Origin of the sequence: Nonomuraea sp. NPDC050547 (genome assembly GCF_044457345.1) — a bacterium.
In the GTDB taxonomy this organism is placed as follows: domain Bacteria; phylum Actinomycetota; class Actinomycetes; order Streptosporangiales; family Streptosporangiaceae; genus Nonomuraea.
Genome location: NZ_JBITGW010000010.1, coordinates 100,917 through 125,784 on the forward strand (window position 1 = coordinate 100,917; position 24,868 = coordinate 125,784).

17 protein-coding genes are annotated in these 24,868 nt (G+C 72.2%); 11 read left to right on the plus strand and 6 right to left on the minus strand.

The window, feature by feature from the left end; genetic code table 11:
* The first annotated feature begins 6 nt into the window (after window positions 1-6).
* Window positions 7-372 (plus strand): metalloregulator ArsR/SmtB family transcription factor, encoded by a 366-nt coding sequence (locus ACIBHY_RS25230; RefSeq protein WP_397251273.1) that lies wholly within the window; start codon window positions 7-9, stop codon window positions 370-372.
* Window positions 369-863: an SRPBCC family protein gene (locus ACIBHY_RS25235; RefSeq protein WP_397251271.1), complete on the plus strand. Its 495-nt coding sequence runs from the start codon at window positions 369-371 to the stop codon at window positions 861-863. Before ACIBHY_RS25230 ends, ACIBHY_RS25235 begins: the two co-directional genes overlap by 4 nt.
* A gap of 43 nt (window positions 864-906) precedes the next feature.
* Here the strand turns inward: ACIBHY_RS25235 and ACIBHY_RS25240 are convergent, their stop codons facing one another.
* On the minus strand, window positions 907-3,273 hold the full coding sequence (locus ACIBHY_RS25240; RefSeq protein ID WP_397307856.1) for a cellulase family glycosylhydrolase: 2,367 nt from the start codon (window positions 3,271-3,273) through the stop codon (window positions 907-909).
* Between the two features lie 28 nt (window positions 3,274-3,301).
* Complete coding sequence (locus ACIBHY_RS25245) at window positions 3,302-7,201, minus strand: discoidin domain-containing protein (protein ID WP_397307857.1); 3,900 nt, start codon at window positions 7,199-7,201, stop codon at window positions 3,302-3,304.
* A gap of 312 nt (window positions 7,202-7,513) precedes the next feature.
* Between ACIBHY_RS25245 and ACIBHY_RS25250 the strand changes: the two genes are divergently transcribed.
* From ACIBHY_RS25250 to ACIBHY_RS25285, 8 genes are all read left to right on the plus strand, one after another.
* Window positions 7,514-8,665, plus strand: coding sequence for an ROK family transcriptional regulator (locus ACIBHY_RS25250; RefSeq protein ID WP_397251265.1), 1,152 nt, complete (start codon window positions 7,514-7,516; stop codon window positions 8,663-8,665).
* Between the two features lie 157 nt (window positions 8,666-8,822).
* The gene (locus ACIBHY_RS25255) at window positions 8,823-10,211 is read left to right on the plus strand and encodes a serine hydrolase domain-containing protein (protein ID WP_397307858.1); all 1,389 of its coding nucleotides are present in this window, start codon (window positions 8,823-8,825) and stop codon (window positions 10,209-10,211) included.
* Between the two features lie 120 nt (window positions 10,212-10,331).
* The gene (locus ACIBHY_RS25260) at window positions 10,332-12,386 is read left to right on the plus strand and encodes a dipeptide ABC transporter ATP-binding protein (RefSeq protein WP_397307859.1); all 2,055 of its coding nucleotides are present in this window, start codon (window positions 10,332-10,334) and stop codon (window positions 12,384-12,386) included.
* Complete coding sequence (locus tag ACIBHY_RS25265) at window positions 12,383-13,333, plus strand: ABC transporter permease (protein WP_397251260.1); 951 nt, start codon at window positions 12,383-12,385, stop codon at window positions 13,331-13,333. The genes ACIBHY_RS25260 and ACIBHY_RS25265 overlap by 4 nt, the downstream gene beginning before the upstream one ends.
* Entirely contained in the window at window positions 13,330-14,193 is an 864-nt protein-coding gene (locus ACIBHY_RS25270) for an ABC transporter permease (RefSeq protein ID WP_397307861.1), read from the plus strand. The genes ACIBHY_RS25265 and ACIBHY_RS25270 overlap by 4 nt, the downstream gene beginning before the upstream one ends.
* Before the next feature lie 51 nt (window positions 14,194-14,244).
* Complete coding sequence (locus tag ACIBHY_RS25275; protein ID WP_397251256.1) at window positions 14,245-16,113, plus strand: ABC transporter substrate-binding protein; 1,869 nt, start codon at window positions 14,245-14,247, stop codon at window positions 16,111-16,113.
* On the plus strand, window positions 16,110-17,243 hold the full coding sequence (locus ACIBHY_RS25280; RefSeq protein ID WP_397251254.1) for an erythromycin esterase family protein: 1,134 nt from the start codon (window positions 16,110-16,112) through the stop codon (window positions 17,241-17,243). Before ACIBHY_RS25275 ends, ACIBHY_RS25280 begins: the two co-directional genes overlap by 4 nt.
* Window positions 17,240-19,294 (plus strand): prolyl oligopeptidase family serine peptidase, encoded by a 2,055-nt coding sequence (locus tag ACIBHY_RS25285; RefSeq protein ID WP_397251252.1) that lies wholly within the window; start codon window positions 17,240-17,242, stop codon window positions 19,292-19,294. The genes ACIBHY_RS25280 and ACIBHY_RS25285 overlap by 4 nt, the downstream gene beginning before the upstream one ends.
* Here ACIBHY_RS25285 and ACIBHY_RS25290 read toward each other — a convergent pair.
* The 4 genes from ACIBHY_RS25290 to ACIBHY_RS25305 form a co-directional block, all read right to left on the minus strand.
* Window positions 19,272-20,909, minus strand: a complete 1,638-nt coding sequence (locus tag ACIBHY_RS25290) for a helix-turn-helix domain-containing protein (RefSeq protein ID WP_397251250.1) — start codon at window positions 20,907-20,909, stop codon at window positions 19,272-19,274. The two genes, ACIBHY_RS25285 and ACIBHY_RS25290, sit on opposite strands and share 23 nt — an antisense overlap.
* Window positions 20,910-21,008: 99 nt before the next feature.
* A complete protein-coding gene (gene menC, locus ACIBHY_RS25295; RefSeq protein WP_397307862.1) occupies window positions 21,009-22,121 on the minus strand; it encodes an o-succinylbenzoate synthase in 1,113 nt (370 codons plus the stop codon).
* Window positions 22,118-22,996 carry a GNAT family N-acetyltransferase gene (locus ACIBHY_RS25300; RefSeq protein ID WP_397307863.1) on the minus strand — a complete coding sequence of 293 codons (879 nt, stop codon included), beginning with the start codon at window positions 22,994-22,996 and terminating at the stop codon, window positions 22,118-22,120. The genes menC and ACIBHY_RS25300 overlap by 4 nt, the downstream gene beginning before the upstream one ends.
* Window positions 22,997-23,103: 107 nt before the next feature.
* Window positions 23,104-23,904 carry an NAD(P)H-binding protein gene (locus tag ACIBHY_RS25305; protein WP_397307864.1) on the minus strand — a complete coding sequence of 267 codons (801 nt, stop codon included), beginning with the start codon at window positions 23,902-23,904 and terminating at the stop codon, window positions 23,104-23,106.
* A gap of 84 nt (window positions 23,905-23,988) precedes the next feature.
* On the opposite strand from ACIBHY_RS25305, the gene ACIBHY_RS25310 reads away from it, so the two are divergent.
* Entirely contained in the window at window positions 23,989-24,843 is an 855-nt protein-coding gene (locus ACIBHY_RS25310; protein ID WP_397251242.1) for an AraC family transcriptional regulator, read from the plus strand.
* Window positions 24,844-24,868: the final 25 nt, after the last annotated feature.

Here is a 24,868-nt window from a genome sequence, read left to right on the forward strand (position 1 = left end):
CTGTCCGTGGATGAGGTGGCAGGCGCGATCGCCGACCCGGTGCGCAGGGAGATCCTGGTCATGCTGCGCGAAGGACGGATGTCGGCCGGTCAGATCGCCGGGCGCTTCCAGATCAGCAGACCCGCCGTGAGCCGCCACCTGCGCGTGCTCAGGGAAGGCGGGCTGGTCCACGACGAGCTCGTCGGCAGGCAGCGCCTCTACGAGCTCGACACCGGGCGGCTCCACGAGCTGGCCGGGTGGCTCGATCAGTTCTTCGCCGGGCGGCCCGCCTGGGAAGGACGCCTGGACGCGCTGGAGACCGAGGTTTACCGAACCCGCCGCGAACACCGCACGAGCGGCGCGGCAGAAGAGGTCAAGGAGGACACCGCATGACACCCCGCCCCACCGCGCGACTCCTGCGCAAGGACGCCGAGAACGATCTCGTGCTCATCCGTACCTTCCGCGCGCCCATCGAGGACGTGTGGGCCAGCGTCACCGAGTCCGAGCGCACCGCCCGCTGGTTCGGGCCGTGGGAAGGCGACCCGGGGCCCGGCCGGACGATCAAGGTCCAGATGGCGTACGAGGACCAGTCCCCGTGGATGGACCTGCGCATCGACGCCTGCGAGCCACCGGAGCGACTGACGGTCTCGGCCACCGACGAGCACGGCGAGTGGCGGATCGACCTGCTGCTGTCGGAGAGCGGCGGCACCACGCGGCTGGAGTTCGTGCAGCACTTCGACAGCCTCGACGGCATCGGCGACGTCGGTCCCGGCTGGGAGTACTACCTCGACATGCTCGTGGCCGCCCGCGAAGGATCGCCCCAGCCGGATTTCGACGACTACTACCCCGCGATGAAGCCGTACTTCGAGGCGCTGCGCGACTGAGGGACGGCCCCGCCCGCGCAGGGGAGCGGGCGGGGCCGGTGGCTCAGAAGTCGTCAGGAGTACGGACCCGCTCGCGGATCCACACCCCGGCCTCCTTGAGCCGGCTCGTTCCGGTGAACGGGCCGTTCGGGCAGGTGCCGCCGGTGAAGACGGCGCCGGACAGGCCGTCGTCGGAGTAGTTCCAGTTGACCCAGCTGATCTTCTTCTGGGCCATCAGGTCGAGGTACTGCTGCGACATCCCGAAGTTGTTGCCACCGCCGCCCGAGGCGGTCTGCGTGCCGAACTCGGTGACGAACATCGGGATCCGGTCGGCCGCGCGGGACAGCGTGTTGAGGTAGTTGCTCCCGTGCGAGGCGGCGTAGAAGTGGAAGGTGTACATGATGTTGGTCGCGTTGACCGGGTTGCCGGTCACCTCGGTCTCACTGGCGCCGTCGGAGACGCCGAGCGAGGACCAGGCGCGGGTGCCGACGAGGATGGGCGTGTCGGCGTCGATGGCGCGGATCACCGGGATCAGCTGCTCGGCGTAGCTCTTGACGGTCGACCAGGAGACGCCGTTGGGCTCGTTGGCGATCTCGTAGAAGAGGTTCTTCTTGCTGTTGTGCCGCTGGGCGATCTCGGTGAAGAACGTCTTGGCCCTGGACAGGTTGTACATCGGGTCGCCGGGCGTGAGCATGTGCCAGTCGACGATGGCGTACATGCCGCGCGCCGTGGCCTGCTCGATGAGGTTGTGCACCCGGTCGGTGAACAGGCGCGGGTTGGTCTCGTAGCCGTCCTCCTGGATGTACATCGAGATCCGCAGGACGTCGGCCTTCCAGTCGGTGGCCAGGGCGTCGAGCGAGGCGGTGTTGAGGCACTGGGAGTACCACTGCAGGCCGTGCGAGCTCATGCCGCGCAGCTGGATCTGCTTGCCGTTCTCGTTGCAGAGCTTGACCCCGCAGACCCTGAGCCGGCCGTTGGCCTCGACCGGGGTGCCGCCGCCGGTGGGCGGCTGCGTGGTGGCGGTGACCGTGTTGCTCGCGGGGGAGGTGTTCCCGGCGGCGTCGCGGGCTCTGACGGTGTAGGTGTAGCTCGTGCTCGCGGCCAGGCCGGTGTCGGTGAAGGTCGTTCCGGTGACGGTGTTGACCAGGGTGCCGCCCCGGTAGACGTCGTAGCCGGTGACGCCGGCGTTGTCGGTCGAGGCGTTCCAGGCCAGCGACACCGAGCTCGCGGTGGTGGCGGTGGAGCGCAGGTTGCCGGGCGTGCTCGGCGGGGTGGTGTCGCCGCCGCTTCCGGCGGTGCCGTAGACCTGCAGCTCGAACAGGGAGTAGCCGTAGGCGGTGCCGCGCTGGGTGCCGTGGACGCGGACGAAGCGCCCGCTGCCGGTCACGGCGACGTCGTCGGTGCCGCCGTCGCCGGTCGTGGTGCTGTGGACGTCGGTCCAGCTCGTGCCGTTCGCGGAGGTCTGTATCTTGTACGCCTTGCCGTAGGCCGCCTCCCAGGTCAGCTTGACGCGGGAAACGGTGGCGTTGGCGCCGAGGTCGGCCTGGATCCACTGCGGGTCCACGCCCTCCTCGGAGGCCCAGCGGGTGCCGGTGGTGTCACCGTCCACGGCCTTGGCCGCCTCGAACCCGGCGCCTTCGACGGACGAGGCGGTGGCGGGCCTGCCCTGGGAGAGCAGGGTCTCGGTGCCGCCGCCCTGCTGGGTGGTGGCGGTGACCGGGGCGCTCGCGGGGGAGGTGTTGCCCGCGGCGTCGCGGGCCTTGACGGTGTAGGTGTAGGCGGTGGCCGGGGTCAGGCCGGTGTCGGTGAAGGTGGTTCCGGTGACGGTGTTGACCAGGGTGCCGCCCCGGTGGACCTCGTAGCCGGTGACGCCGGCGTTGTCGGTCGAGGCGTTCCAGGCCAGCGACACCGAGCTCGCGGTGGTGGCGGTGGAGCGCAGGTTGCCGGGCGTGCTCGGTGGTGTGGTGTCGCCGCCGGAGGAGGTCTGCACCTCGAACTCCCAGAGGGAGTAGCCGTAGGCGGTGCCGCGCTGCGTGCCGTACATGCGGACATAGCGCCCGCTGCCCGACAGGGTCAGCTGGTCCGTGCCGCCGTCGCCGGTGGTGGTGGAGTAGACGTCGGTCCAGGACGTGCCGTCGGGCGAGGTCTGGATTTTGTAGGACTTGGCGTAGGCCGCCTCCCAGGTGAGCGTGACCCCGCTGATCGTGCCGGCGGCGCCCAGGTCGAGCCGGATCCACTGCGGGTCCACGCCCTCCTCCGAGGCCCAGCGCGTGGCGCCGTCGCCGTCGGCGGCCTGGGACGCCTCGAAGCCGGAGCCTTCCGTCGAGGACGCGGTCGCCGTCACGGCCACCGCCTGGGAGACCGGTGTGCTCAGGAGGGTGAGGGGGAGGGCCAGCACCGCGGCTAAGGCCGCGAGTGTTCGTGGTCTCATCTTGGCGTTCGTCTTTCTCTTCGGGGGGTTACGGCGTGACCGGGATGTTGGTCAGGCCGGTGCGGGCGTTGCTCACGGTGTTGGAGGCGTGGACGACATTCGGGTTGCTCGCGCACTTGGAGGTGGAGGAGACGTAGATGGCGTACTTGCCGGTTCCGCCCAGGTCGGAGCGGTTGCCGCGCCAGACGTTCCCGCAGCCGTTGGCGAACGACGGTGACGTGGACGGGTTGTGTGTCTCGTAGCCGTTGGCGAAGGTGCCGGGCGCGGAGAACGTGCCGGTGTTGTTCTCGATCACGTAGCCGACGCCCTTCGCGTCGACCCAGGAGTCGCCGGAGTTCTGGCCGGAGATGCCGGTGCCGTTGAAGGAGTTGCCGCGGATCACGCCGCCGGTGGTGCCTTCCTTGATGTCGATGTGCTCGGCGGCGATGCCGGGCCCGAAGTCGTTGTCGAGCACCTTGACCCGGTCGGAGCGGTCGACGCCGCCGGAGTTTCCGTGGCAGCTCCAGTTGGAACCGGCCGAGCCGATGTAGACGCCCTCGCCGTAGCCGGGCTGAACCAGCCCGGCGTGGCTGATCGTGGAGTTCTGGATCACGCCGTCGGCGGAGGAGCGCCGGAAGTGCACGCCTTCCTCGTCGGTGTGGTGCACGTGGACGCCGTCGATGGTCACGTGGTGGGAGTCGTCGAGGACGATGCCCTTCTTGGAGTCCTTGACGGTGAAGCCGGTCAGCTTCCAGTACGGCGCGCCGGACAACCACAGCCCGTACCCGGAGTCCCATCCGCCGCCGGGGGCGGGGCACGACGGGGCGGTCCCCGACGGGCCGTCGTTGACCAGGACGGCTCCGGCCGGGCCGGTCAGCGTGATGGGGGCGGAGGCGGTCCCGGCCCTCTGGGTGAGGAACGCCCCCCGGTACTCGCCCGCGGCGAGGCGGATCGTCTGGCCGGGCTGGGCGCCGGCCAGGGCGCTGATCAGCTGGGCCGCGGTGGAGACGTCCACGATCGAGCCGCCGCCGAGCTGGGTGGTGGCGGTGACCGCGTTGCTCGCGGGGGAGGTGTTGCCGGCGGCGTCGCGGGCCTTGACGGTGTAGGTGTAGGCGGTTGACGGGGTCAGGCCGGTGTCGGTGAAGGTCGTCCCGGTGACGGTGTTGACCAGGGTGCCGCCCCGGTAGACCTCATAGCCGGTGACGCCGACGTTGTCGGTGGCGGCGTTCCAGGCCAGTGACACCGTGTTCGAGGTGGTGCCGGTGGAGCGCAGGCCTGACGGGGTGCTCGGCGGGGTGGTGTCGTCGCCACCGCCCGTGAAGGAGCCGTAGACCTCGAACTCCCAGAGGGAGTAGCCGTAGGTGGTGCCGCGCGCCGCGCCGTACATGCGGATGTAGCGTCCGCCGCCCGACAGCGTCACCTCGTCGATGCCGCCGTCTCCGGTGGTGGTGGAGTAGACGTCGGTCCAGGTAGAGCCGTTGGGCGAAGTCTGGATTTTGTACGACTTGCCGTAGGCGGCTTCCCAGTTCAGCTTCACGCGGGAGATGTCGGCCGTGGCCCCGAGGTCGATGGTGATCCACTCGGGGTCGTTGCCTTCGGCGCTGGCCCAGCGGGTGCTCGTGCCGCCGTCCACGGCCTTGGCCGCCTCGAATCCGGCGCCTTCGACGGACGAGGCGGTGGCGGGCCTGCCGCGGGACAGCAGCGTCTCGGTGCCGCCGCCCTGCTGGGTGGTGGCGGTGACCGTGTTGCTCGCGGGGGAGGTGTTCCCGGCGGCGTCGCGGGCTCTGACGGTGTAGGTGTAGCTCGTGCTCGCGGTCAGGCCGGTGTCGGTGAATGCTGTTCCGGTGACGGTGTTGACCAGAGTGCCGCCCCGGTAGACGTCGTAGCCGCTGACCCCGATGTTGTCGGTGGCGGCGTCCCACGTCAGGGAGGCGCTGGTGGAAGTGGTGGCGGTGGAGCGGAGGTTGCCGGGCGCGCTCGGCGGGGTGGTGTCCTCGCCGCCGCTTTGGCCCTTCAGGAAGAGCGAGCCCGAGGCGTCGGTCCGCGAGGCGTTGACGCCCGAACCCGTGAAGTCGGCGCTCTCGTTGCCCGCCCAGTCGGCGATCGTGGTCCCGTTGACCGCCAGGTGCTGGAACTTCGCCGCGTCACTGGCCGAGCTGCCGAACTGGTAGAGCCGCTGCCGGTCCGGATAGTAGCCCTGGTACGGCCCGCCCTCCGCCGTCTGCTTGCTCATCTCGTTGTTGTAGATCACGTTCTGCGGCCCGCTGGAGCCCGACCACTTGGCCGCCTTCGGCCCCGCCGCCCACCAGATGGGCCACCAGGTCGAGTTGTCGGGACCGCCGCCGCCCTCGTCGCCGCAGTTGGCGCGGCAGTTCTTCGAGGCGTGCTCGAACGGCACGCGCACCTTGTTGTTCTCGAACAGATTGCGCCGCTCCCAGCCGCCGTGCACGTTCAGGTCGGAGTCGAAGTCGTTGCCGATCGCCACGTTGTTCGACGCCGACCACTGGAAGGTGAAGTGCCGCAGGTCGCGCGAGGTGTTATAGGCGTACAGGGAGTCCCAGACGCGCGAGCCGCGGAAGTAGCCGTTGCCGCCCTTGCCCTTGTTCCACGAGCCGTCGAAGCTCGACTCCTGGACCTGGATGTTCTTGGCGCTCTCGGTGACGACCGCGTGGGAGCCGGTCATCTCGGTGCCGACCCGGCGGATCCAGACGTTGGCCGCCCACTTGAGCACGATGCCGTGCTGGGCGTACTCGGGCGCCATGTTGCCGTAGTTGAAGCGGGCGTCGGCCCGGTCGAGGTTGTACGTGCCGCCGCCCAGCTTGGGCATGCCGGCCATGTCCTGGGTGAGGGTCAGGTCCTCGATGCCGACGCCCTGCACGACCTTCAGCGGGGTGACCCGGCTCGGGTAGACGGTCCCGCCGATCGCGGAGGAGCCGTCTGAGGTGGAGTTCACCGGCAGGTCGTACTCCAGCGGCTTGTCGATCGTGAGGTTCCTGCCCGCGGCGTCCACGGCGGTGATCGTGAAGATCTGCTGGCGCATGTGCAGGTTCATGTACTTGGAGGTGTCGGTGACCGTCTGCAGCTGGTAGAACTTCACGCTGTTGGCGGCGCCGACCCACAGGTGCGCGCCGGCCTTGAAGCGGGCCATGTCCGCGTTGCTCGCCAGCCTGATCTGGGTCTCTCCGGTGACCGAGGCGGCGCGCAGCGGCACGCCGGCCGCCCAGTGCTGGTTGACGCTGCCCTCGAAGATGTCCTTGCGGTTGGCGGGGGCGGAGGAGTGGTCGCCGGCGTACTTGCTGTGGACCTCGCGGGTCTGCACGCGCAGCAGACCGCGGCCCGGCCAGGTCCAGCCGCCCTTGCCGGCGCCGTGGGTGGCGCCGTCCTCGTCCCAGTCGCTGCCGTCCTCGGTGAGCGTGTCGTAGCGGGTGTTGGCGTCCGGGCGGAAGGACAGGACCGTCTGGCCCATGCCCGCGCCCTTGAGCACCAGGTAGTCGGCGTCCAGGCCGAGCTGCCTGGTGACCACGAACCGGCCGGCGGGCAGGGTGATCGACGACAGCTTCGTGTATCCGGCGCTCGGCGTGCACGTGGTCCTGATGGCGTCGATGGCCGCCTGCAGGCCCGTGGTGGCGTCGCTCCCGTCCGGGCGTACGCCGTACTGGCCGGCCAGTTCCTGCGGGGTGATGTGGCAGGCCGCGTCCGGGTTCATGGCGCCGGGCCCCGGCAGGGCGGCGCCGCCGCGAAAGCCCGCCTTGCTCCAGTCGGGCAGGCCGGTGATGGGCGCCCGGCGGTTCGCGCTGGTCAGATCGGGGATGGCGACCGCGCCGGCGGCCTGCCCGGCCTGCGCGGTCTGCGCGGCCTGCGCGGGCAGTGCCGGCAGGGGTAGCGCGGCGAGGGCGAACAGGGCCGTTGCCGTGGCGAGACGGTGTCGTAAGGGGATCACACCTTGCATCAGTGGCTCCTGACAGAATCTCGGGGGGTGAGAAGTCCGGTCGCGCAACCGATAGTTAAGAAATATTCCTAACTATTGCGGAGCGTAGGAGGCCATGGCGGCAGATGCAAGCCCCAACTTTACTGAAAGTCAGCGCGCGCAGCTCTCCGCATTCACATATCTGAACAGCGGGTTTCCCTCCGAGAGGCTTGTCGAGAGTCAAGGTGCCCCCGAACTGGGGGTTAGGAAAATTTATTAACTAAAGAAATTTGAGCGGCGACTCGGATACGCTCTGAAGCCGTGAACCCCTCACAACCCGGGACTCCAAGCTTGATGCGGGCCATCAACGAGCGCATCGCGCTCAGGGTCCTGCTGGAGCGCGGCCCGCTGACGCGTCCCGAACTCGGCGAGTTCACCGGCCTGTCCAAACCGACCGCCTTCCAGCTCCTGGCCCGCCTTCAGGCCGCGGGCCTGGTGGTCAGCGACGGGATGCGCTCCGGCCTGGCCGGGCGCAACGCGGAGACGTACCGGATCAACCCGGCCGCCGCCCACGTGGCGGCCATCGGCGTCACCCCCGGCGCCATCGAGGTCCGGGTGGCCGACATCACCGGCGCCGCCGTGGGCGCGTTCGTGCTGCCCACCCCGGATCCGGCCGGCGGCCCGCCGGTCGAGCGGCTGCGCGCGGCGCTGGACGGCGCGGCCCCGCCGGGACCGCTGAGCAGGGTGGTCATCGGCGTGCGGGCCGCCGTCGACCCGGCCACCGGCCGCCTCGGCCACGTCGCGGAAGCGGACATGCCCGGCTGGCACCTGCCCGGCCTCGTGCCCACGCTCAGCGCGGCGCTCGGCGCCGAGGTGAGCGTGGAGAACGACGTCAACCTCGTCGCGCTGGCCGAACAGGCGAGGGGCGCCGCCGCCGGCTGCCCCGACTTCGTCCTGCTGTGGGCCGACGACGGCCTGGGCGCGGCGCTGGTGATCGGCGGCCGCCTGCACCGCGGCTTCTTCGGCGCCGCGGGGGAGATCTGCCACATGCCGATCTCCGGCACGGTGACCGCCCGCGACGGCGGGCGGCACGGCAGCCACGGATTCCAGTCGGTGGGCGGCGGCGGCGCGATCCGCGACCTGCTCGCCACCTACGGGATCGACCACCCGGACTTCCGGCAGTCCGTGCGCGCCGCCGTGGCCATCGCGGAGGAGTCCGGCCGTGCGGCCCAGGACGCGGCGGCGGGCCTGCGGCTCGTGGCCGGGCGGCTGGCCGTCGGTCTCGCCGCCATCGCCTCGGTGGTCGACCCCGGGCTGATCGTGCTGGCCGGGGGCGTCATGGAGGCGGGCGGCGAACGGCTGCGCGACCTCGTGGAGCGCGAGCTCCACGTCCTGCTCCCCACCCGGCCCGCGGTCCGCGGATCGGAGCTGGCCGGCAACCCCGTCCTCGCCGGCGCCATGGACCTCGCCTTGGCAACGGTCCGCGACGACCTCTTCGGCCGCTGACCGAGCAGGCTGGGCCGCTGCCCGGACAGGCTCGGCCGTTGACCGAGCAGGCTTGGCCGACCCCACGAATCGGCCCGCCGCCGATGGTCGGAGCAGACGAACACCGCTGGTCACGCCGATCCTAAGCTCCTGCGCAGTGAACGCGGGAGGTACACCGATGACGAAACTGGATGAGATCGGCACGTGGCTGCGGGACCGGCTGCCGGATCTGCTCGCGGAGAGCCGGGTACCGGGAGCCGTGGTGGCGGTCGGCCACGGCGAGCGGACCGTCGACGTCGCCGCGGGCGTGCTGAACACGGCCACCGGCGTCGAGGCCACGGCCGACTCCATCTTCCAGATCGGCTCGATCACCAAGGTGCTGACCGCGACGCTGGCCATGCAGCTCGTCGACGAGGGTGAGCTGGACCTCGACGCCCCTGTGCGCCGGTACCTGCCGGAGTTCCGGATCGCCGACGAACGGGCCGCCGCGCGCATCACCGTCCGGCAACTGCTGTCCCACGTCGCCGGGTTCGAGGGCGACATCTTCACCGACACCGGCAAGGGCGACGACTGCGTCGAGAAGTACGTGGACGTCCTGCGCGAGGTGCCCCAGCTGTTCGAACCCGGCGCGATGTTCTCCTACAACAACGCCGGCTTCTGCGTGCTGGGCCGGATCATCGAGGTCGTGCGCGGCGCCCCGTTCGACGCCTGCATGCGGGCCCACCTGTTCGCGCCCCTGGGCCTGACCCACGCGGCCGGCGATCCGTACGAGGCCATCCTCCACCGCGCCGCCGTGGGCCACATCGAACCGGCGCCGGGCGCCGCCCCTCAGCCGGCTCCGGTCTGGGCGCTGGCACGCTCCAACGCGCCCGCCGGGTCGATGCTGGCGATGCGCGCCCGCGACCTGCTGACCTTCGTCCGCATGCACCTCGACGGCGGCGTGGGCCCGGACGGCGCCCGGGTGCTGAGCCCGCGGAGCGTGGCGGCGATGCGGGTGCCCCAGATCACGCAGCCCGACATCGACCAGGGCGCCGCCTGGGGCCTCGGCTGGGAGCTGTTCGACCTGTCCGGCGACACGGTCTTCGGCCACGACGGCAACACCGTCGGCCAGTCGGCGTTCCTGCGCGTGGTGCCGGGGAAGGACGTGGCGCTGGCGCTCGTCACCAACGGCGGCTCGCCGAAGCGGGTGTTCCGCCAGATCGAGCGGCGCGTGCTGCGCGAGCTCGGCGGCGTCGAGCCGCCCGCGACGCCGATGCCCGACCCCGCGCTCGCGCCCGCGCCGGACGCCGCCCGCTACACCGGCACCTACGCCTCCAGCACCAGTGAGACCACGGTGAGCCAGGACGAGCAGGGCCGCCTGTGGCTGGAGCGCCTGCCCATCGGCGTCACCGCCGAGCTGGACGAGCTGCCGTACCGCACGGAGCTGGTGACCTGGCGTGGCGACACGCTCATCCCGGTCGAACCCGAGCACGGTGTACGCGCCCCGCTGGCCTTCCTGGGCGACGACGGCCGGGGCCACGCGGCGTACCTGCACACCGGCCGGGCCGACCGCCGCGTGACGCGCTGACCTCACGACGATCAGTTCGTCGGAGCGGACCATTTCGACCATGAACATTCGATGACCGCGACAAACACCGCGAGGGGCTTCGCGTCCCACTATCGCAGGGTGGATTTGGAGAGCACTGCCGTGAGCACGGCCGATGGTTCCCGGAAGACGCGCGGCCCCGCCGGCGGCGATCGTGTGCTGACGATCGCCGACCTGTCGGTGGAGATCCGGCGCGGCGAGCGGGTCGTACGCCCCGTCTCGGGCGTCAACCTGGTGCTGAACCGCGGCGAGACCCTGGGCATCGTCGGCGAGACCGGGTCGGGCAAGTCCATGACCGGCCTCGCGGTCATGGGCATGCTGCCGGCCGGCGGCCGGGTGAGCGGAGGGTCGATCGACCTGGGCGGCGAGGAGCTCGTCGGCCTGTCCGCCGCGCGCTACCGGGCCATCCGCGGCAACGACGTCGCGATGGTGTTCCAGGACTCGATGACGGCGCTGAACCCGACCCGGCGCATCGGCGAGCAGGTCGCGGAACCGGTGCGCCTGCACCACGGCCTGTCGAAGCGCGCGGCGCGCGGGCGGGCCGAGGAGATGCTCGCCCTGGTCGGGCTGCCGCGCCCGGCGGAACGGCTGGACGACCACCCCCACCAGCTCTCCGGCGGCATGCGGCAACGCGTGATGATCGCGATGGCGCTGGTCTGCCAGCCCCGGGTCGTCATCGCCGACGAGCCGACCACCGCGCTCGACGTCACGATCCAGGCGGAGATCCTCGACCTCCTGGACGACCTCAAGTCCCGGCTGGGCATGTCGATGATCCTCATCACCCATGACATGGGGGTGATCGCCCGGCATGCCGACCGTGTCGGGGTGATGTACGGCGGGCGCGTCGCCGAGACCGGCCCGACCTCCACGCTCTTCACCAGGACGCGCCACCGCTACACGCACGCGCTGCTGTCCTCGATCCCGTCGCTCACCCACGACCGCGGCGAGGAGCTCTACAGCATCCCCGGAGCCCCGCCGGACCTGACCTCGGCCCGGCCGGGCTGCCCCTTCGCGCCCCGGTGCGAGGCCGCGACCGACCGGTGCCGGGAGGAGACCCCGGCCCTGACCCCGGAGGCGGACGGCCACGCCCACGCGTGCTGGCACCCGGCCGAGGACCGGGCGGTCAGGGCCCGCGCCCGGTTCGAGGCTCCGGCCCCGATCGGCTCCGCCCCCCGGCTGCGCGTCGTCGATCTCCGGCGGGAGTATCCAGCGGGCGGCGGGGGCCTGTTCGGCGGGCGCCGTACCGTGAAGGCGGTCTCCGGCGTGAGCTTCGACGTGGCGGCCGGCGAGACGTTCGGGCTGGTCGGCGAGTCGGGCTGTGGCAAGTCCTCCCTGGGCAGGATGCTCGTGGCCCTGGACCGGCCCACCTCCGGCGAGGTGATCTTCGACGGGGAGCCGGTCACCCGGATGAGCGCCCGGGCGCTCGGGCCGCGCCGTACCCAGCTGCAGATGATGTTCCAGGACTCCAACGCCTCCCTCGACCCGCGCATGCGCATCGGCACGATCCTGCGCGAACCGCTGGCGATCCAGGGCGGCGGCAGCGGCGCCCAGCGCACCGCCCGCGTGCGCGAGCTGCTGCGGGACGTGGGACTGCCGGCGAACGTCATGGAGCGCTACCCCTACGAGCTGTCCGGCGGCCAGCGCCAGCGCGTCGGCCTGGCCCGCGCGCTGGCGCTGGACCCGAAGGTGCTGGTGGCCGACGAGCCGGTCAGCGCGCTCGACGTCTCCATCCGCTCCCAGGTGCTCAACCTGATGCGCCGCGTCCAGATCGAGCGCGGGCTCAGCAGCGTGGTGATCTCCCACGACCTCGCGGTCGTGCGCTACCTGGCCGACCGGGTCGGCGTCATGTACCTCGGCAAGCTGGTCGAGACCGGCACCACCGAAGAGGTGTACGGCGCCGCCGCCCACCCCTACACCGCCGGGCTGCTCGCCGCGGTGCCCGAGGCGGACCCGCGCACGCGGGGCCGGGAGAACGGCGCGCGGGTGCACGGCGAACCGCCGAGCCCCGTCGACCCGCCCAGCGGCTGCCGTTTCCGCACCCGGTGCGCGCTGGCGACCGAGCTGTGCGCCGCGACGGAACCCCCGTTGAGCCCGGTCACCGGTACCCACCGGGTGGCCTGCCACCACCCCCTGCGCGGAGAGGACTCGCCCGCATGACCTGGTACGTGGTCCGACGCCTGGCGATCTCCCTGTTCGTCCTGCTCGGCATCTCCGCCGTCACCTTCTTCCTGCTGCACCTGGTGTCCGACAGCCCGGGGCGCGTGGTCCTGGGCCAGCGCGCCTCGCTGGAGGCGGTGGCGGACTTCAACCGTCAGCACGGCTTCGACCGGCCCGTGGTGGTGCAGTACGTCGGCTACCTCGGCCAGCTCCTGCACGGCGACCTGGGCCGGTCCTACAAGCTGAACGAGAACGTGGCGACGCTGCTGGGGCAGAACGCCGGGCGCAGCGCGATGCTCTCGCTGACCGGGCTGGTGCTGGCCCTGCTGATCGCGGTCCCGCTCGGCGTCCTGCAGGCGGTCAAGCGCAACAGCGTCGCCGACCGGGTCGCCACGACCGTGTCGTACGTGCTGTACGCGACGCCGTCGTTCCTGCTCGGGCTGGTCCTGATCGCCGTCTTCAGCCAGGCGCTGCCGATCTTCCCGGCCGAGGCGTCGCAGTCGCACTCGCCCTGGGTCGTCTTCACCGACCCGCGGGCCATGGCACTGCCCGTCATCACGCTCGCCGTCACCAGCGTCGCGGTCTTCGCCCAGTACCAGCGCTCCTCCGCCCTCGACCAGCTCGGCCAGGACTACATCAGGGTCGCGCGGGCCAAAGGGCTGCCGGAGCGGCTGATCCTGGTGCGCCACCTGCTGCGCAACGCCTGCCTGCCGCTGGTCATGCTGGTCGGCACGCTCGTCCCCACCCTCCTGGCGGGCAACCTGATCGTCGAGTCGCTGTTCAACTATCCCGGCCTTGGCCTGCTGTTCCTCAACAGCCTGCAGCGCGAGGACTATCCGGTGCTGCTGGCCTACACCCTCATCGGCGGCGTGCTGACCGTGGCCGGCAACTTCATCGCCGACATCGTGGTCGCGGCCGCCGACCGCCGAATCGAGCTGAGAAAATGACCACACTGGACGTGAGCGCCCCGCCGCGGCGGATCTCGGCGCTGCGCGGGCTGCGCCGGCACCCGCTCGGCCTCACCGGCGGGCTGCTCCTGGTGCTCATCGCCGCGTTCTGCTTCCTCGGGCCGCTGGTCTACCCGACGAACCAGACCGACGTGGACCTGATCAACGCGGCCCTGCCCCCGGGCCCGGGACACCCGCTCGGCACCGACACGAACGGGTTCGACGTGCTCGGCAGGCTGATGGCGGGCGGACAGGTGTCGCTGCAGATCGGGCTGCTCGCCGCGCTCTTCGCGACCACCATCGGCACCGTGTACGGCGCCGTGGCCGGGCTCGCCGGGGGAGTGGTCGACGGGTTCATGATGCGGGTGGTCGACGTCATGCTGTCCATCCCCTTCCTGTTCTTCGTGCTGATCCTTTCGGCCCGCTTCCACGCCAACGCCCTGTCGCTGAGCCTGGTCATCGGCGCGTTCTCCTGGCTCGTGTCCGCCCGGCTCGTCCGCGGCGAGGTGCTGACCCTGCGGGTGCGCGAGTTCGTGCTGGCCGCGCGGGTGATGGGGGCCTCGCGCCGGCGGATCATCTTCACCCACCTGATCCCGAACGCGCTCGGCGTGATCATCGTCAACATCACCTTCCAGGTCGCCGACGCCGTCCTCGTCGTCGCCGCCCTGGGATTCCTGGGCTTCGGCCTGACCTATCCCACCGCGGACTGGGGCAGCCAGCTGGCCAGCGGCGTCACCTACATCTCCGCCGACTACTGGTGGCTGATCTACCCGGTCGGCGGCTGCATCATCGTCACGGTGCTGGCGCTCAACCTGCTCGCCGACACGCTCCGCGACACCGTCGGGCGGCGGGCCGACTGAAGCCCCCGTCCGCCGCGATCTTCGATCCACTTCACCAGCAGGGAGCCATCCATGACCTATGTGTCCGGTAAGCGGCTGTCCGCGGCGCTCGCCGTGGCCGCGGTGCTCGCCACGGCGTGCACCGGCGGCGGGGGCGCGACGAAGGACGTCACCGGCGGCTACAGCGCCCAGCCGAAGCAGACGGGCACCCCCAAGGACGGCGGGACCGCCACGGTCGCGCTGACCCCGGGACTCAGCCCCAACTACATCTACCCCTACCCGCCGGCCGCCGCCAACGGGACCGTCGTCGCCCGCGGGCTGCTGTGGCGTTCCCTCTACCGGCCCAGCGGGGAAGGCGACCAGATCGCCGACGCCGAGCTGAGCCTGGCCGAGCCGCCCGCCTACAGCCCGGACCGCAAGACCGTGACCATCAAGATGAAGGACTACAAGTGGTCCAACGGCACCCCGGTCACCGCCGATGACGTCGTCTTCTCCATGGCGCTGCTCAAGGCCGCGCTCGCGGAGAGCCCGGCCAACTGGAGCTTCTACACCCCCGGCCAGTTCCCCGACGGAGTCACGGCGGAGGCGGCCGCGCCGGACACGCTCACGCTCAGGCTGGAGACCGCGTACAACCCGTCGTACCTCCTGTCGATGCTCACGCTGCTGTACGTGATGCCGTCGGCGGAGTGGAACATCGCCCGCACCGGCGGCCCGCACCTGGATTACAAGCAGCCGAAACACGCGAAGGCGATCTACAAGTACCTGACGAAGGAGTCGGAGTCGCAGTCCACCTTCGCCGGCAACCCGCTCTGGAAGGTGGTCAACGGGCCGTACCTGCTCAAGAGCTTCGACTCGACGACCGGCTCGTTCTCCCTGACGCCGAACACGGCCTACAGCGGTCCCGGGGAGTCGCGGCTCGACCAGATCGACTTCAAGGCCTTCACCTCCGCCGCCGCGGTGCTCAACCAGTTCAAGGCCGGCAACCTGACCGTCGGCACGCTCGACTCCAGCTTCGTCACCCAGATCGCCGATCTGAAGGCCAAGGGGTACAACGTCTACGGCGCCCCCGCCCCCGCCCGCCTCGACTCGCTGGTCATCAACTTCAAGAACACCGTCAACAACTTCGACAAGATCATCACGCAGAGGTACGCCCGCCAGGCCCTCCAGCGCCTGATCGACCAGCAGGGCTACATCACCAGCAGGGGCGTCTACAACGGCGCCGGTTCCCCGAACTACAGCACGGCCGGGCACGGCTCGCCCTACCCGCCCGCGTTCGGCGACCGGCCGCCCTACCCCTACGACCCCGCCGCCGCCGGGAAGCTGCTGACCGACAACGGCTGGAAGGTGACGCCGAACGGCTCCACCACCTGCGAACGCCCCGGCACCGGCCCCGGCCAGTGCGGCGCCGGCATCCCGCGCGGACAGACGATCAGCTTCACCCTGGCCTCCGCCAACGCCCCGGCCTTCGTCGGCGCCCGCGACGTCGCCTTCGCCTCGGCGGCCAAGAAGCTCGGCATCGACGTCAAGATCGTGACCAAGTCGCTCAACTACATGTACGCCAACTACGGCAACACCTACGCCCCCGCCACCAAGAACGAGTGGGCGATGCAGGACTACGGGCCGCTCTACCTGGCGGCCGGCTACCCGAGCAGCAACACGGTGCTCAACACGGAGGGCAGCTTCAACCTGGGCAGCTACCGCAACGCCGCGATCGACAAGCTGATCAACGCCTCCACGTTCGGCTCGGACGAGAAGTCGCTGTCGGCCGAGGTGAACGGCCTGGCCGAGGACCTGCCCGTGCTCTTCCTGCCGACCCCGCACACGCTCGTCGTGTGGAAGAACACGTTGTCCGGCCCGCAGTCGTCGTTCAACGCCCTGATCAGCTTCCTCTACACCCCGGAGCTGTGGTACTTCCACGACGCGGCCGGCACCCGCCCATGATGATCGACCCCGGCGACGCCGCGTCGGTGCGTGAACTGGCCGGCGACGCGAGGGTGGTCGCCATCGGCGAGGGGGCGCACAACATCACCGAGTTCTACGAGCTCAAGGACCGGCTGTTCCGCACCCTCGCCGAGGAGCTCGGCTTCTCCGCCTTCGTGATGGAGTCCGGCTTCGCCGAGGGCCTGGCCGTCGACGCCTGGATCCACGGCGGCCCCGGCCGGGCCGAGGACGTCGCCCGCGACGGCATCACCTACCGGTTCGGCGAATGCGAGCCGATGCGCGGGCAACTGCGCTGGATGCGCGCGCGCAACTCCGGAGGCCCGGCCCGGGTGAGCTTCTACGGGATGGACCTGCCCGGCTCCTCCACCTCACCCGGCCCCGCCGTACGCGCGATCCTCGACCGGATCCCGGGCCGCCCCGGCGACCGGGAGCTCGTTCAGCTGAGCGACCTGGGCGGCCGCACCGAGGCGGCGCTCGGCTACGCGGCCATGTCCGAGGCGGGACGGGCCCGGCTGCTCGGCGGCCTGCGCGAGCTGCGGGAGCGTGCCGCCGCCGACGGCGACGAGGTCGCCCGCCGGTGCGCCGCCTCGCTCCACGCCTTCGCCGCCGAGCTGGATCCGCCCGCGGCCGGGCCGTACCCGCGCGAGGTGTTCATGGCCGAGACCGTGCGCTGGATCCTGGAGCGGGAGGAACGCGTCGTGGTGAGCGCGCACAACGCGCACGTGCGGCGCACGCCGTTCCTGAACCGGCCGACGATGGGCGGCATGCTCGACGCCGCGCTCGGAGACGGGCTGGTCGTCGTCGGGATGACCTACGGCTCCGGCCCGGAGGTCCGGTTCGCGCAGCGCTCGCCGCGGCCGTTCGACTGCGACGTCTTCCTGGAGGCCCGGGTCGCGCCGCCGAACTCCGTCGAGGCGCGGCTGGACCGCATCGGGCGGGCCGTCACCGCCGTCGACCTGCGCCGCGCGCCCACGACGTTCTTCGACGGCGTCGACGGCACGCTCGCCGGCGGCGGCCTCGACCTCGTCGAGGACTTCCCCGCCGCCTTCGACGCCCTCATCCACCTGCGCCGGGTCACCCGGATTCCCGGCGCGTTCGAGCGGCTGCGCGCCGAACTGGAGGCGACATGACCCTGCCCTACCCGCCCGCGCGCACCGTCGAGGTCTTCGAGGACGTCGCCGGCGTCCGCGCGCCCGACCCGTACCGCTGGCTGGAGGAGGAGACCCCCGAGGTGCGGCTCTGGCAGCGGCGCCAGGCCGAGCTCGCCACCGCGGTCGTCTACGACGGCCAGGACCCCGGCGACGTCCGGGCACTGGTCCTGGCCCACGACGCCGGGTCCCGTCCGGCCCTGCCCAAGTACGCGGCCGGGCGGTGGTTTCGCGCGGTGGGCTCCTCGGTGGTCGTGTCCGGCGAGCCGCTCGGCCCCGGCCGCCCGCTGATCGAGCTGGCCGGGCTCGGCGACGCGGGCGACCCGGCCGTCCTGTCCTGGCTGGCACCGTCACCCGACGGCCGCGTCCTGGCCCTGGGCGTCTGCGCCGACGGCAGCGAGCACAACACCATCCGCCTCGTCGAGGTGGACACGGGACGGCTGCTCGACGGCGCGCCGGAACAGGTCCTGCACAGCGCGTGGGCCGGCGGCGTCTCGTGGCTGCCCGATGGCAGCGGCTTCTACTTCTTCGCCCTCACCGGCTCGCCCCAGGACTTCCGGCAGGCGGTCTTCCTCCACCGCCACGGCAGGACCACCCTCGAACCCATCCCGGTCGGCGCGGGCTCCCGGGAGTACACGCTCGTCCAGATGGCGCCGGGCAGCCGGTGGGCCGTCGCCAGCCATCGCGTGGGCAGCCCGATCCCGGTCGCGGTCCGCGACCTGTCCCGGCCCGGCACCGTGTGGCGCCCCTTCGTCACCGCGTGCTCCGGGACCATCGCCGGCCACGTCGTCGGCGACCACTACATCGCGGTGACCGACGTCGGCGCCGCCCGCGGGCGCGTGGTCTCCATCCCGCTGGACGCTGACGACCCCGGCGACCCGGAGGGCTGGACCGAACTCGTCCCGGAGGGCGAGACGGTGCTGCGCTCCCTCCAGCCGGTCGGCGGGCGGCTCTACCTCAGCGAGTTCGACCGGACCTTCGCCAGGGTCCGTGTCCTCGACCACACGGGCGCCGTCACCGGTGAGGTCCCGCTCCCCGGGCGCGGCGCGCTCGCCGCCCCGTTCTTCGCGATGACCGCTCTGGCCGCCGGCCCGCCCGCCGACGACTTCGTCTTCGCCTTCTCCACGCTGACCAGCTCCTGGGGCGTCTACCGGCACCGTCCCGGCCGGGCGGGGCTGGAGACGCTGTCGGCCCCCGCGCTCACCCTGGACGCCTCGCTGGAGACGGGGCACGCCGTCGCCGCCGACGGGGTGGCGGTGCCGTACCACGTGGTGCGCCCGGCCGGGAGCGACCCCGCGCGTCCCGCGCCGGTCCTGATCTCCGCGTACGGCGCCGCCAACGTGCCCCTCCTGCCCCAGTACCAGCCCGACCTGGCCGCCTTCGTCGCCGCCGGCGGCGTCCTGGTCCAGGCGTACCTGCGCGGCGGCGGCGAGTTCGGCCGGGACTGGTACCTGGCCGCGCACCGGGAGAACAAGCACGTGCGCGACGCCGACCTCGTCGCGGTCGCCGAGCACCTCATCGCCGAGGGTGTCACGGATCCGGGGCGGCTCGCGCTGACCGGCGGGTCCGACGGCGGCCTCATGTGCGGGGTCGCCGTCACCACGCGGCCGGACCTGTGGCGGGCCGTCCTGCCGAGGGAGCCGCTGCTCGATCTCGTCGGCGGCACCCGCGACCCCTACCTCGACTTCGTCATCCGCAAGGCCTGGGCGGACCCGGACGACCCGGAGGAGGTGCGCCGGCTCCTGCGGCTGTCGCCGTACCAGCTGGCCGGTCCCGGTGACTTTCCCGCGGTCTACATCCAGGCGGGGGCGAACGACCCGCGGTGCCGGCCCTGGCACGCGCGCAAGTTCGCCGCCCGGATGCAGGCCGCCCAGCGGGGCGACGCGCCGATCCTGCTGCACGTCTTCGACAACGCGGGCCACGGCGCGGCGACCCCGCACGACGTCGCGCTGGCGCAGGACGCGGAGTGGCTGGCGTTCCTGATCGGCACGCTCGGCCTGCGGGGCCCGCTCAGCCGTCCGGGGCCGACCTGATCGACATCAGGCGCAGCTGCAGCATGGCCGACAGGCGCGCGCCCGGATCGGTGAGGTCGACGCGGCCCACCTCGGCCGCGCGCCGCAGCCGGTAGCGGAACGTGTTGGGGTGCACGTACATGGCCGACGAGGCCACCGCGACGTCGCCGAAGGCGTCCAGCCAGGCGCGCAGCGTCTCGACGAGGCTGGTCTGGTGCTCCTTGTCGTAGGCGGCCACGCGCGCGATCGTTCCGCTCGGCAGGTCGCCGCGCGGAACCAGGTCGGCCAGCTCCAGCAGCAGCGCCTCCACGTGGACGTCGTCCAGCCGGGCCACCTGCCGGCCGGCCAGGACCCCGGCGCGCAGGACGCGCAGCGCGCGTTCCGCCCCGGAGCGGGATCGGGCCAGCGCCGACGCGTCCAGGGCGAGCTGCCCCACCCCGACCAGCGGACGCAGGCGGGAGCCGACACGGGCCAGGAACTCCGTGGCGATCAGGGCGGCGCGTTCCTCGGCGTCCTGGCCGCTCTGCGGCAGCGGCAGGATGCCGTACGCGACATCGCCGATCAGCGCCGCGGCGGCGCGCGGGTGCACGGCCGACAGGTGCATGGAGAACGCGTCGGCCAGCCGCTTGCGCTCGGTGGCCAGCTGCGCGGGCAGCGGATGCGCCGCCGCCGGGGCGACGACCGTGAGCGCGAGGACGACCGCCGGCTCGTCCTTCAGCCCGAGGCGGCGCACCGCCTCCAGCGACCCCGGCGCGCTTTCCAGCGCGGTGCTCAGCAGCTCCGCCCGCAGCCGCCGCTCCCTGTCCTCGTCCGCCCGCTGCCACACCATGTGCATCGCGACCAGCTTGGACGCCTCGAAGAGCGCCTCGCTGCGCTCCTCGTTCAGCGCTTCCGGCGCGACCACCCAGATCGTGCCGAGGATCTCGTCCCCGGCGCGCACCGCGATGGCCGCCCGCGGCAGCTCGCCGCTCTCGGGCAGCGGCGCCACGAAGACGGGTCTGCCGCTGCGGTAGAGCGCCTGGAACACCCCGCGCTCTTCGAGGATCTGGGTGTAGTGACGGGGGACCTGACGGCCGAGGATCGTCCGGACCCGCGACGGGTCGGCCTCCTCCTGCCGGCTGGAGAAGGCCAGCAGGCGTGAGTTGCGGTCCTCGATGGTGACGGGCGCGTCGAGCAGCGCCGCGATGGCGTTGGCGACCGCGAAGAGATCACCCGACCGGACCCGGCCGAGCGCGAACGCGTCGGCGTCGTCCAGGCCGCCGTCCGCGGTCAGCGTCCGCAGCATCCCGGTCAGGTGCGTCCACGACGCGCCGCGCGCGAACGCCAGCACCGCGACCCCCGACTCGCGCGCCGCCGCGACCAGCTCCTCGTCCGGTACGACGGGTGCGCGCACCACGAGCCCGGCGGCCCCCCGCTTGCCCACCTGGGTGACGACCCGCGCGATCTCGGCGGGATCGTGCAGGCCGACGCCCAGCACGAGCGCGTTGCCCGGCAGCTCCGGCTCGTCGAGCGGGTCGTGGATGACCACGCCGCCGACGTCGCGGGCCGGCTCGACGTCGCCGCAGACGACGTCGAGCAGCGTGGAGCCGAGTTCCTCCAGCACACGGGCGAGGCCGGCTCGCGGAAGGCCGCTCATGGGGTCGAGCACACGGTTGAAGCTAGCTCAGCGCGGGTGCGGGGTCGTTGGGTCGCCATGACGAAATGATGCCATCCCGTTCGTCCGGCGGGACAACCGTCATGGCGCGCTTACGGGCACCCAGCTCGTCGCGACCGTGACCGCGTCCAGCACGTCGGGGATCGGGCTGATGCCGAGCCCCGGCCCCGCCGGCACCTCGAGGTGCCCGTCCACCAGGCGGAACGGCGGCGTGATGTCGGTGCGGTAGTAGCGATCCGAGGCCGAGGTGTCGCCGGGCAGCAGGAACCCGGGCAGCGCGGCCAGCGCGACGTTGGCGGCGCGGCCCAGCCCGGTCTCCAGCATGCCGCCGCACCACACGGGCACGTCGTTGGCCGCGCACACGTCGTGGATCCGCCGGGCCTCCAGGTAGCCGCCCACGCGGCCCGGCTTGATGTTCACGATCCGGCACGCCCCGAGCGCGATCGCGTCGGCGGCGGCCCGCGCCGAGACGATCGACTCGTCCAGGCAGATCGGCGTCGTGATCCGCTTGGCCAGCTCCGCGTGCCCGATGAGGTCGTCCTCGTCCAGCGGCTGCTCCATCAGCAGCAGGCCGAACGGGTCGAGCCCGGCCAGGTGCCCGGCGTCGCCGCGCCGGTAGGCGGTGTTGGCGTCGACCTGCAGCAGGATGTCACCGAACCGCTCGCGCACGGCACGGACCGGCTCGACGTCCCAGCCGGGTTCGATCTTGAGCTTGATCCGCAGGTAGCCCGCCTCCAGATAGCCGGCGACCGTGTCCAGCAGCTCGGGGATCGACTCGGTGATCCCCACGGACACCCCGCACGGCACCGCCGTGCGCACGGCGCCGAGCGCCTGGCCGAAGGAGACGCCGCGGGCGCGCAGCTCCGCGTCCAGGATCGCCGTCTCCAGCGCGGCCTTGGCCATCCGGTGGCCCTTGAACGCGGCCAGCGCCGGGGCGACCCGGTGCGCGTCCAGCTCCGCCACCCCGGCCAGCGCCGGGACCAGGTGACGGGTCAGCACGTCGGCGGCGGCGTGCGTGTACTCCGGCGAGTACAGCGGCGCCGTGCCCGCGCCGCATTCGCCCCACCCCTCGGCCTCGTCGGTGACGGCGCGCAGCACCAGCGCCTCGCGTACGGTCTCCGTGCCGAACGACGTCCTGAACGGTGACACGAGCGGCACCTGGATGGTGCGGATCTCGACTCCGGTGAGTTTCACGGCTTCTCCTGCCTGTCGACGATGTACCAGCCGGCGCGGTCGAACCCGCGTACCCGCGCGCCCTCGGCGAGCAGCCCGCCCAGGACCTCGCGCAGCGCCTTGCGCCACTCGGCGGCGCGGGCCGGATCCTTCTCGCGCATGGTCTCGATGTCGGCGGGGACGCCGACGAGCACGGTGGGGGCGTCGGCGCGGCCGCTCAGCGGCCCGCCGGAGGGGGCGACGCCCAGCGCGACGCCCATGTGCGCGGCCGTCACCCCGACCGGCCGGGGCCGGCCGGCGCAGGCCGCCTCGACCTCGGGCGACTCCAGCCGCCACCGGACCAGGACGCGGTCGGTGTCGTCGCTGCGGTTGATGTCGTCGTCCATCGGGCCGTAGAAGTTCGGCAGGTACTCGGCCGGATCGGCGGCCAGCTTGGTGATGTTGAAGTAGGCGTTGCGCCGGATCAGCGGGTCGTAGGTCCAGGCGACCTCGCCGACCCCGCGCGGCATCGCCCAGGCGCGCTGGTGCAGCTTCAGCGCGAAACCGACGTTGCGTCCCTGCGTGCGGGCCAGGACTCCGGCGATGTGACTGTGCAGGGTGGCGCGGGCGGGCGGGGAGAAGAAGCCGAAGCAGGCGCCGACCATCTCGCCCCCGTCGAAGGCGCCGCTCACGTAGCTGCCCGCCTTCCACATCGCGCGCAGCAGGTCGGCCGTCACCGGAGGGTTGTTCTCGCCGGTGCGCCAGATGCGCTCGTACAGGCGGCGGACGGCCTCAAGCTCGCCGACGCTGTCCAGGGGGCGGATGTCGACGCCCGCGCCGCGCGCGGCCGCCGAGGCCGCCGCGCGGGCGGCCTCGGCGGCCGGGGACTCGCGACGGTCGCTGATGAGATCGGTCACGACGGCCATGGTCGCAACCGATCGGGTCCCGTAGATGGTCGGTGAGGACATCAGGTCGGGGCCCGGTTCGTCCGGGCGGACAACCGGCCGATGTCATCGCCCGGAGGCTAGGACCAGACGCGCCTCGCGTAGTCCTCGAACGAGGCCGCCTCGCGGCCGAGCACCTGCCGGACCCCGCCGGCGGGCTCGGCCACGTGTCCTTCGCGCATGTAGGCGAACATGGCCAGGACCCCGTCGGCGTCCTCCTCGCCCCAGCCCTCGGCCACCAGTTGCGCCCGGTACGCCTCCGGCGTCACCTCCTCGTACCGGATGGAGCGTCCCGAGGCCCGCGCGATGATCGCGACCGCCTCCTCGAAGGTCAGCCCGCGCGGCCCCGACAGCTCATAGGTACGCCCGGAGTGCCCGTCGCCGGTCAGCACCTCGGCGGCCACCTCGGCGATGTCCTCGACGTCGACGAACGGCTCCGGTGTCCGCCCGAGAGGCAGCGTGAGCAGCCCGGCCATCACGCCGTCGCGCCACACGAACTCGTCGAAGTTCTGGTTGAAGTTGTTGGCCCGGAGCACCGTCCACTCCGCGCCGGAGTCGCGCGCCGCCTCCTCGGCGTCCAGCATGCTCCGGGAGAAGGCCGCGTCGAGCTTGTCGGCGCCACGGCCCGACAGCACCACGTACTTCCTGACGTCCGCCGCCCGCTGCACGAACTCGTGGACCGGGCCGGGGCCGTCGGGGGCCACCAGGTAGACGGCGTGGGCCCCGCGCAGCGTCTCGTCCCACGTGCCGGGGTCGGACCAGTCGAACCGGACCTGGCTGGAGCGGGACGCTGGCCGTACGTTCTCGCCCGCCGCCCGCAACCGTCGCACCAACCGGCGGCCGGTCTTGCCGCTCGCGCCCAGAATCAGAATCTCACTCATGGGTCCAGCCAACCGGCGACGGCGTGGTCCGGACATGGGTGAGCGTACGGGGGAGTTGTCCGATCGTCCGGATATCGTGGCACGGTGGACCCGCTGGATGATCTGCTCAGAGGTGTGCGCGGCCAGGGAGCCGTGTTCGACGCGTCGGTGCTGTCGCCGCCCTGCACGGCGCGGATCGGCACGGGCGCGCCGCTGACGCTGTGCTGCCCGCTGCGCGGCGAGGGCTGGCTGGTCAGGGGCGAGCAGGCCCATCGGGTACGCGCCGGTGAAGCGGCCGTCGTGACCGGCCCCGAGCCGTTCGTGTTCGCCGACAGCCCGGAGCGCGGCCCGGCCGCCGGCACGGGGCCGGGCGAGCGGACCGTGCTCCTGACCGGCTCCTACGAGATCGGCGGCGAGGTCGCACGCCGCCTGGTCCGGGTGCTGCCGCCGATGCTGGTGGTCTCCGACGAGCACGGCTGCTCCACCATGGCCGAGTACCTGGAGTTCCAGCTCCTGAGCGGGCGCCCCGGCCATCAGCTCGTGCTGGACCGGCTGCTCGACTGGCTGCTGGTGTGCACGCTGCGCGAGTGGTTCGCCCGGCCGGAGGCGGTCGTGCCCGGCTGGTACGCGGCGCTGGGCGACGACGTGGTCGGACCCGCGCTGCGCGCCATCCACGGCTCGCCCGCCGAGCCCTGGACCCTCGCCTCCCTGGCGGAGGCGGCGTCGGTCTCCCGTACCACGCTGGCGAAACGGTTCACGGAGCTGGTGGGGGAGCCGCCGCTGGCGTACCTGACGGGCTGGCGGATGGCGCTGGCCGCCGACATGCTCACCGAACCCGCCGCGACCGTCGCCTCGGTGGCCCGCAAGGTCGGCTACGCCGACGCGTTCGGCTTCAGCGCGGCGTTCAAGCGGGTCCTCGGCAAGAGCCCCACCGCCTACCGCACCGCCGCCGCCGGCTGACGGGCGCGCGATTCGCGTAGATTGG

Excerpts from the sequence above, each read along its gene's own strand:
- ACIBHY_RS25235 (WP_397251271.1), top strand. The coding sequence starts at position 369 with ATGACACCCCGCCCCACCGCGCGACTCCTGCGCAAGGACGCCGAGAAC.
- ACIBHY_RS25240 (WP_397307856.1), bottom strand. The coding sequence starts at position 3,273 with ATGAGACCACGAACACTCGCGGCCTTAGCCGCGGTGCTGGCCCTCCCC.
- ACIBHY_RS25245 (WP_397307857.1), bottom strand. The coding sequence starts at position 7,201 with ATGCAAGGTGTGATCCCCTTACGACACCGTCTCGCCACGGCAACGGCC.
- ACIBHY_RS25250 (WP_397251265.1), top strand. The coding sequence starts at position 7,514 with ATGCGGGCCATCAACGAGCGCATCGCGCTCAGGGTCCTGCTGGAGCGC.
- ACIBHY_RS25255 (WP_397307858.1), top strand. The coding sequence starts at position 8,823 with ATGACGAAACTGGATGAGATCGGCACGTGGCTGCGGGACCGGCTGCCG.
- ACIBHY_RS25265 (WP_397251260.1), top strand. The coding sequence starts at position 12,383 with ATGACCTGGTACGTGGTCCGACGCCTGGCGATCTCCCTGTTCGTCCTG.
- ACIBHY_RS25270 (WP_397307861.1), top strand. The coding sequence starts at position 13,330 with ATGACCACACTGGACGTGAGCGCCCCGCCGCGGCGGATCTCGGCGCTG.
- ACIBHY_RS25275 (WP_397251256.1), top strand. The coding sequence starts at position 14,245 with ATGACCTATGTGTCCGGTAAGCGGCTGTCCGCGGCGCTCGCCGTGGCC.
- ACIBHY_RS25280 (WP_397251254.1), top strand. The coding sequence starts at position 16,110 with ATGATGATCGACCCCGGCGACGCCGCGTCGGTGCGTGAACTGGCCGGC.
- ACIBHY_RS25285 (WP_397251252.1), top strand. The coding sequence starts at position 17,240 with ATGACCCTGCCCTACCCGCCCGCGCGCACCGTCGAGGTCTTCGAGGAC.
- ACIBHY_RS25290 (WP_397251250.1), bottom strand. The coding sequence starts at position 20,909 with ATGAGCGGCCTTCCGCGAGCCGGCCTCGCCCGTGTGCTGGAGGAACTC.
- ACIBHY_RS25305 (WP_397307864.1), bottom strand. The coding sequence starts at position 23,904 with ATGAGTGAGATTCTGATTCTGGGCGCGAGCGGCAAGACCGGCCGCCGG.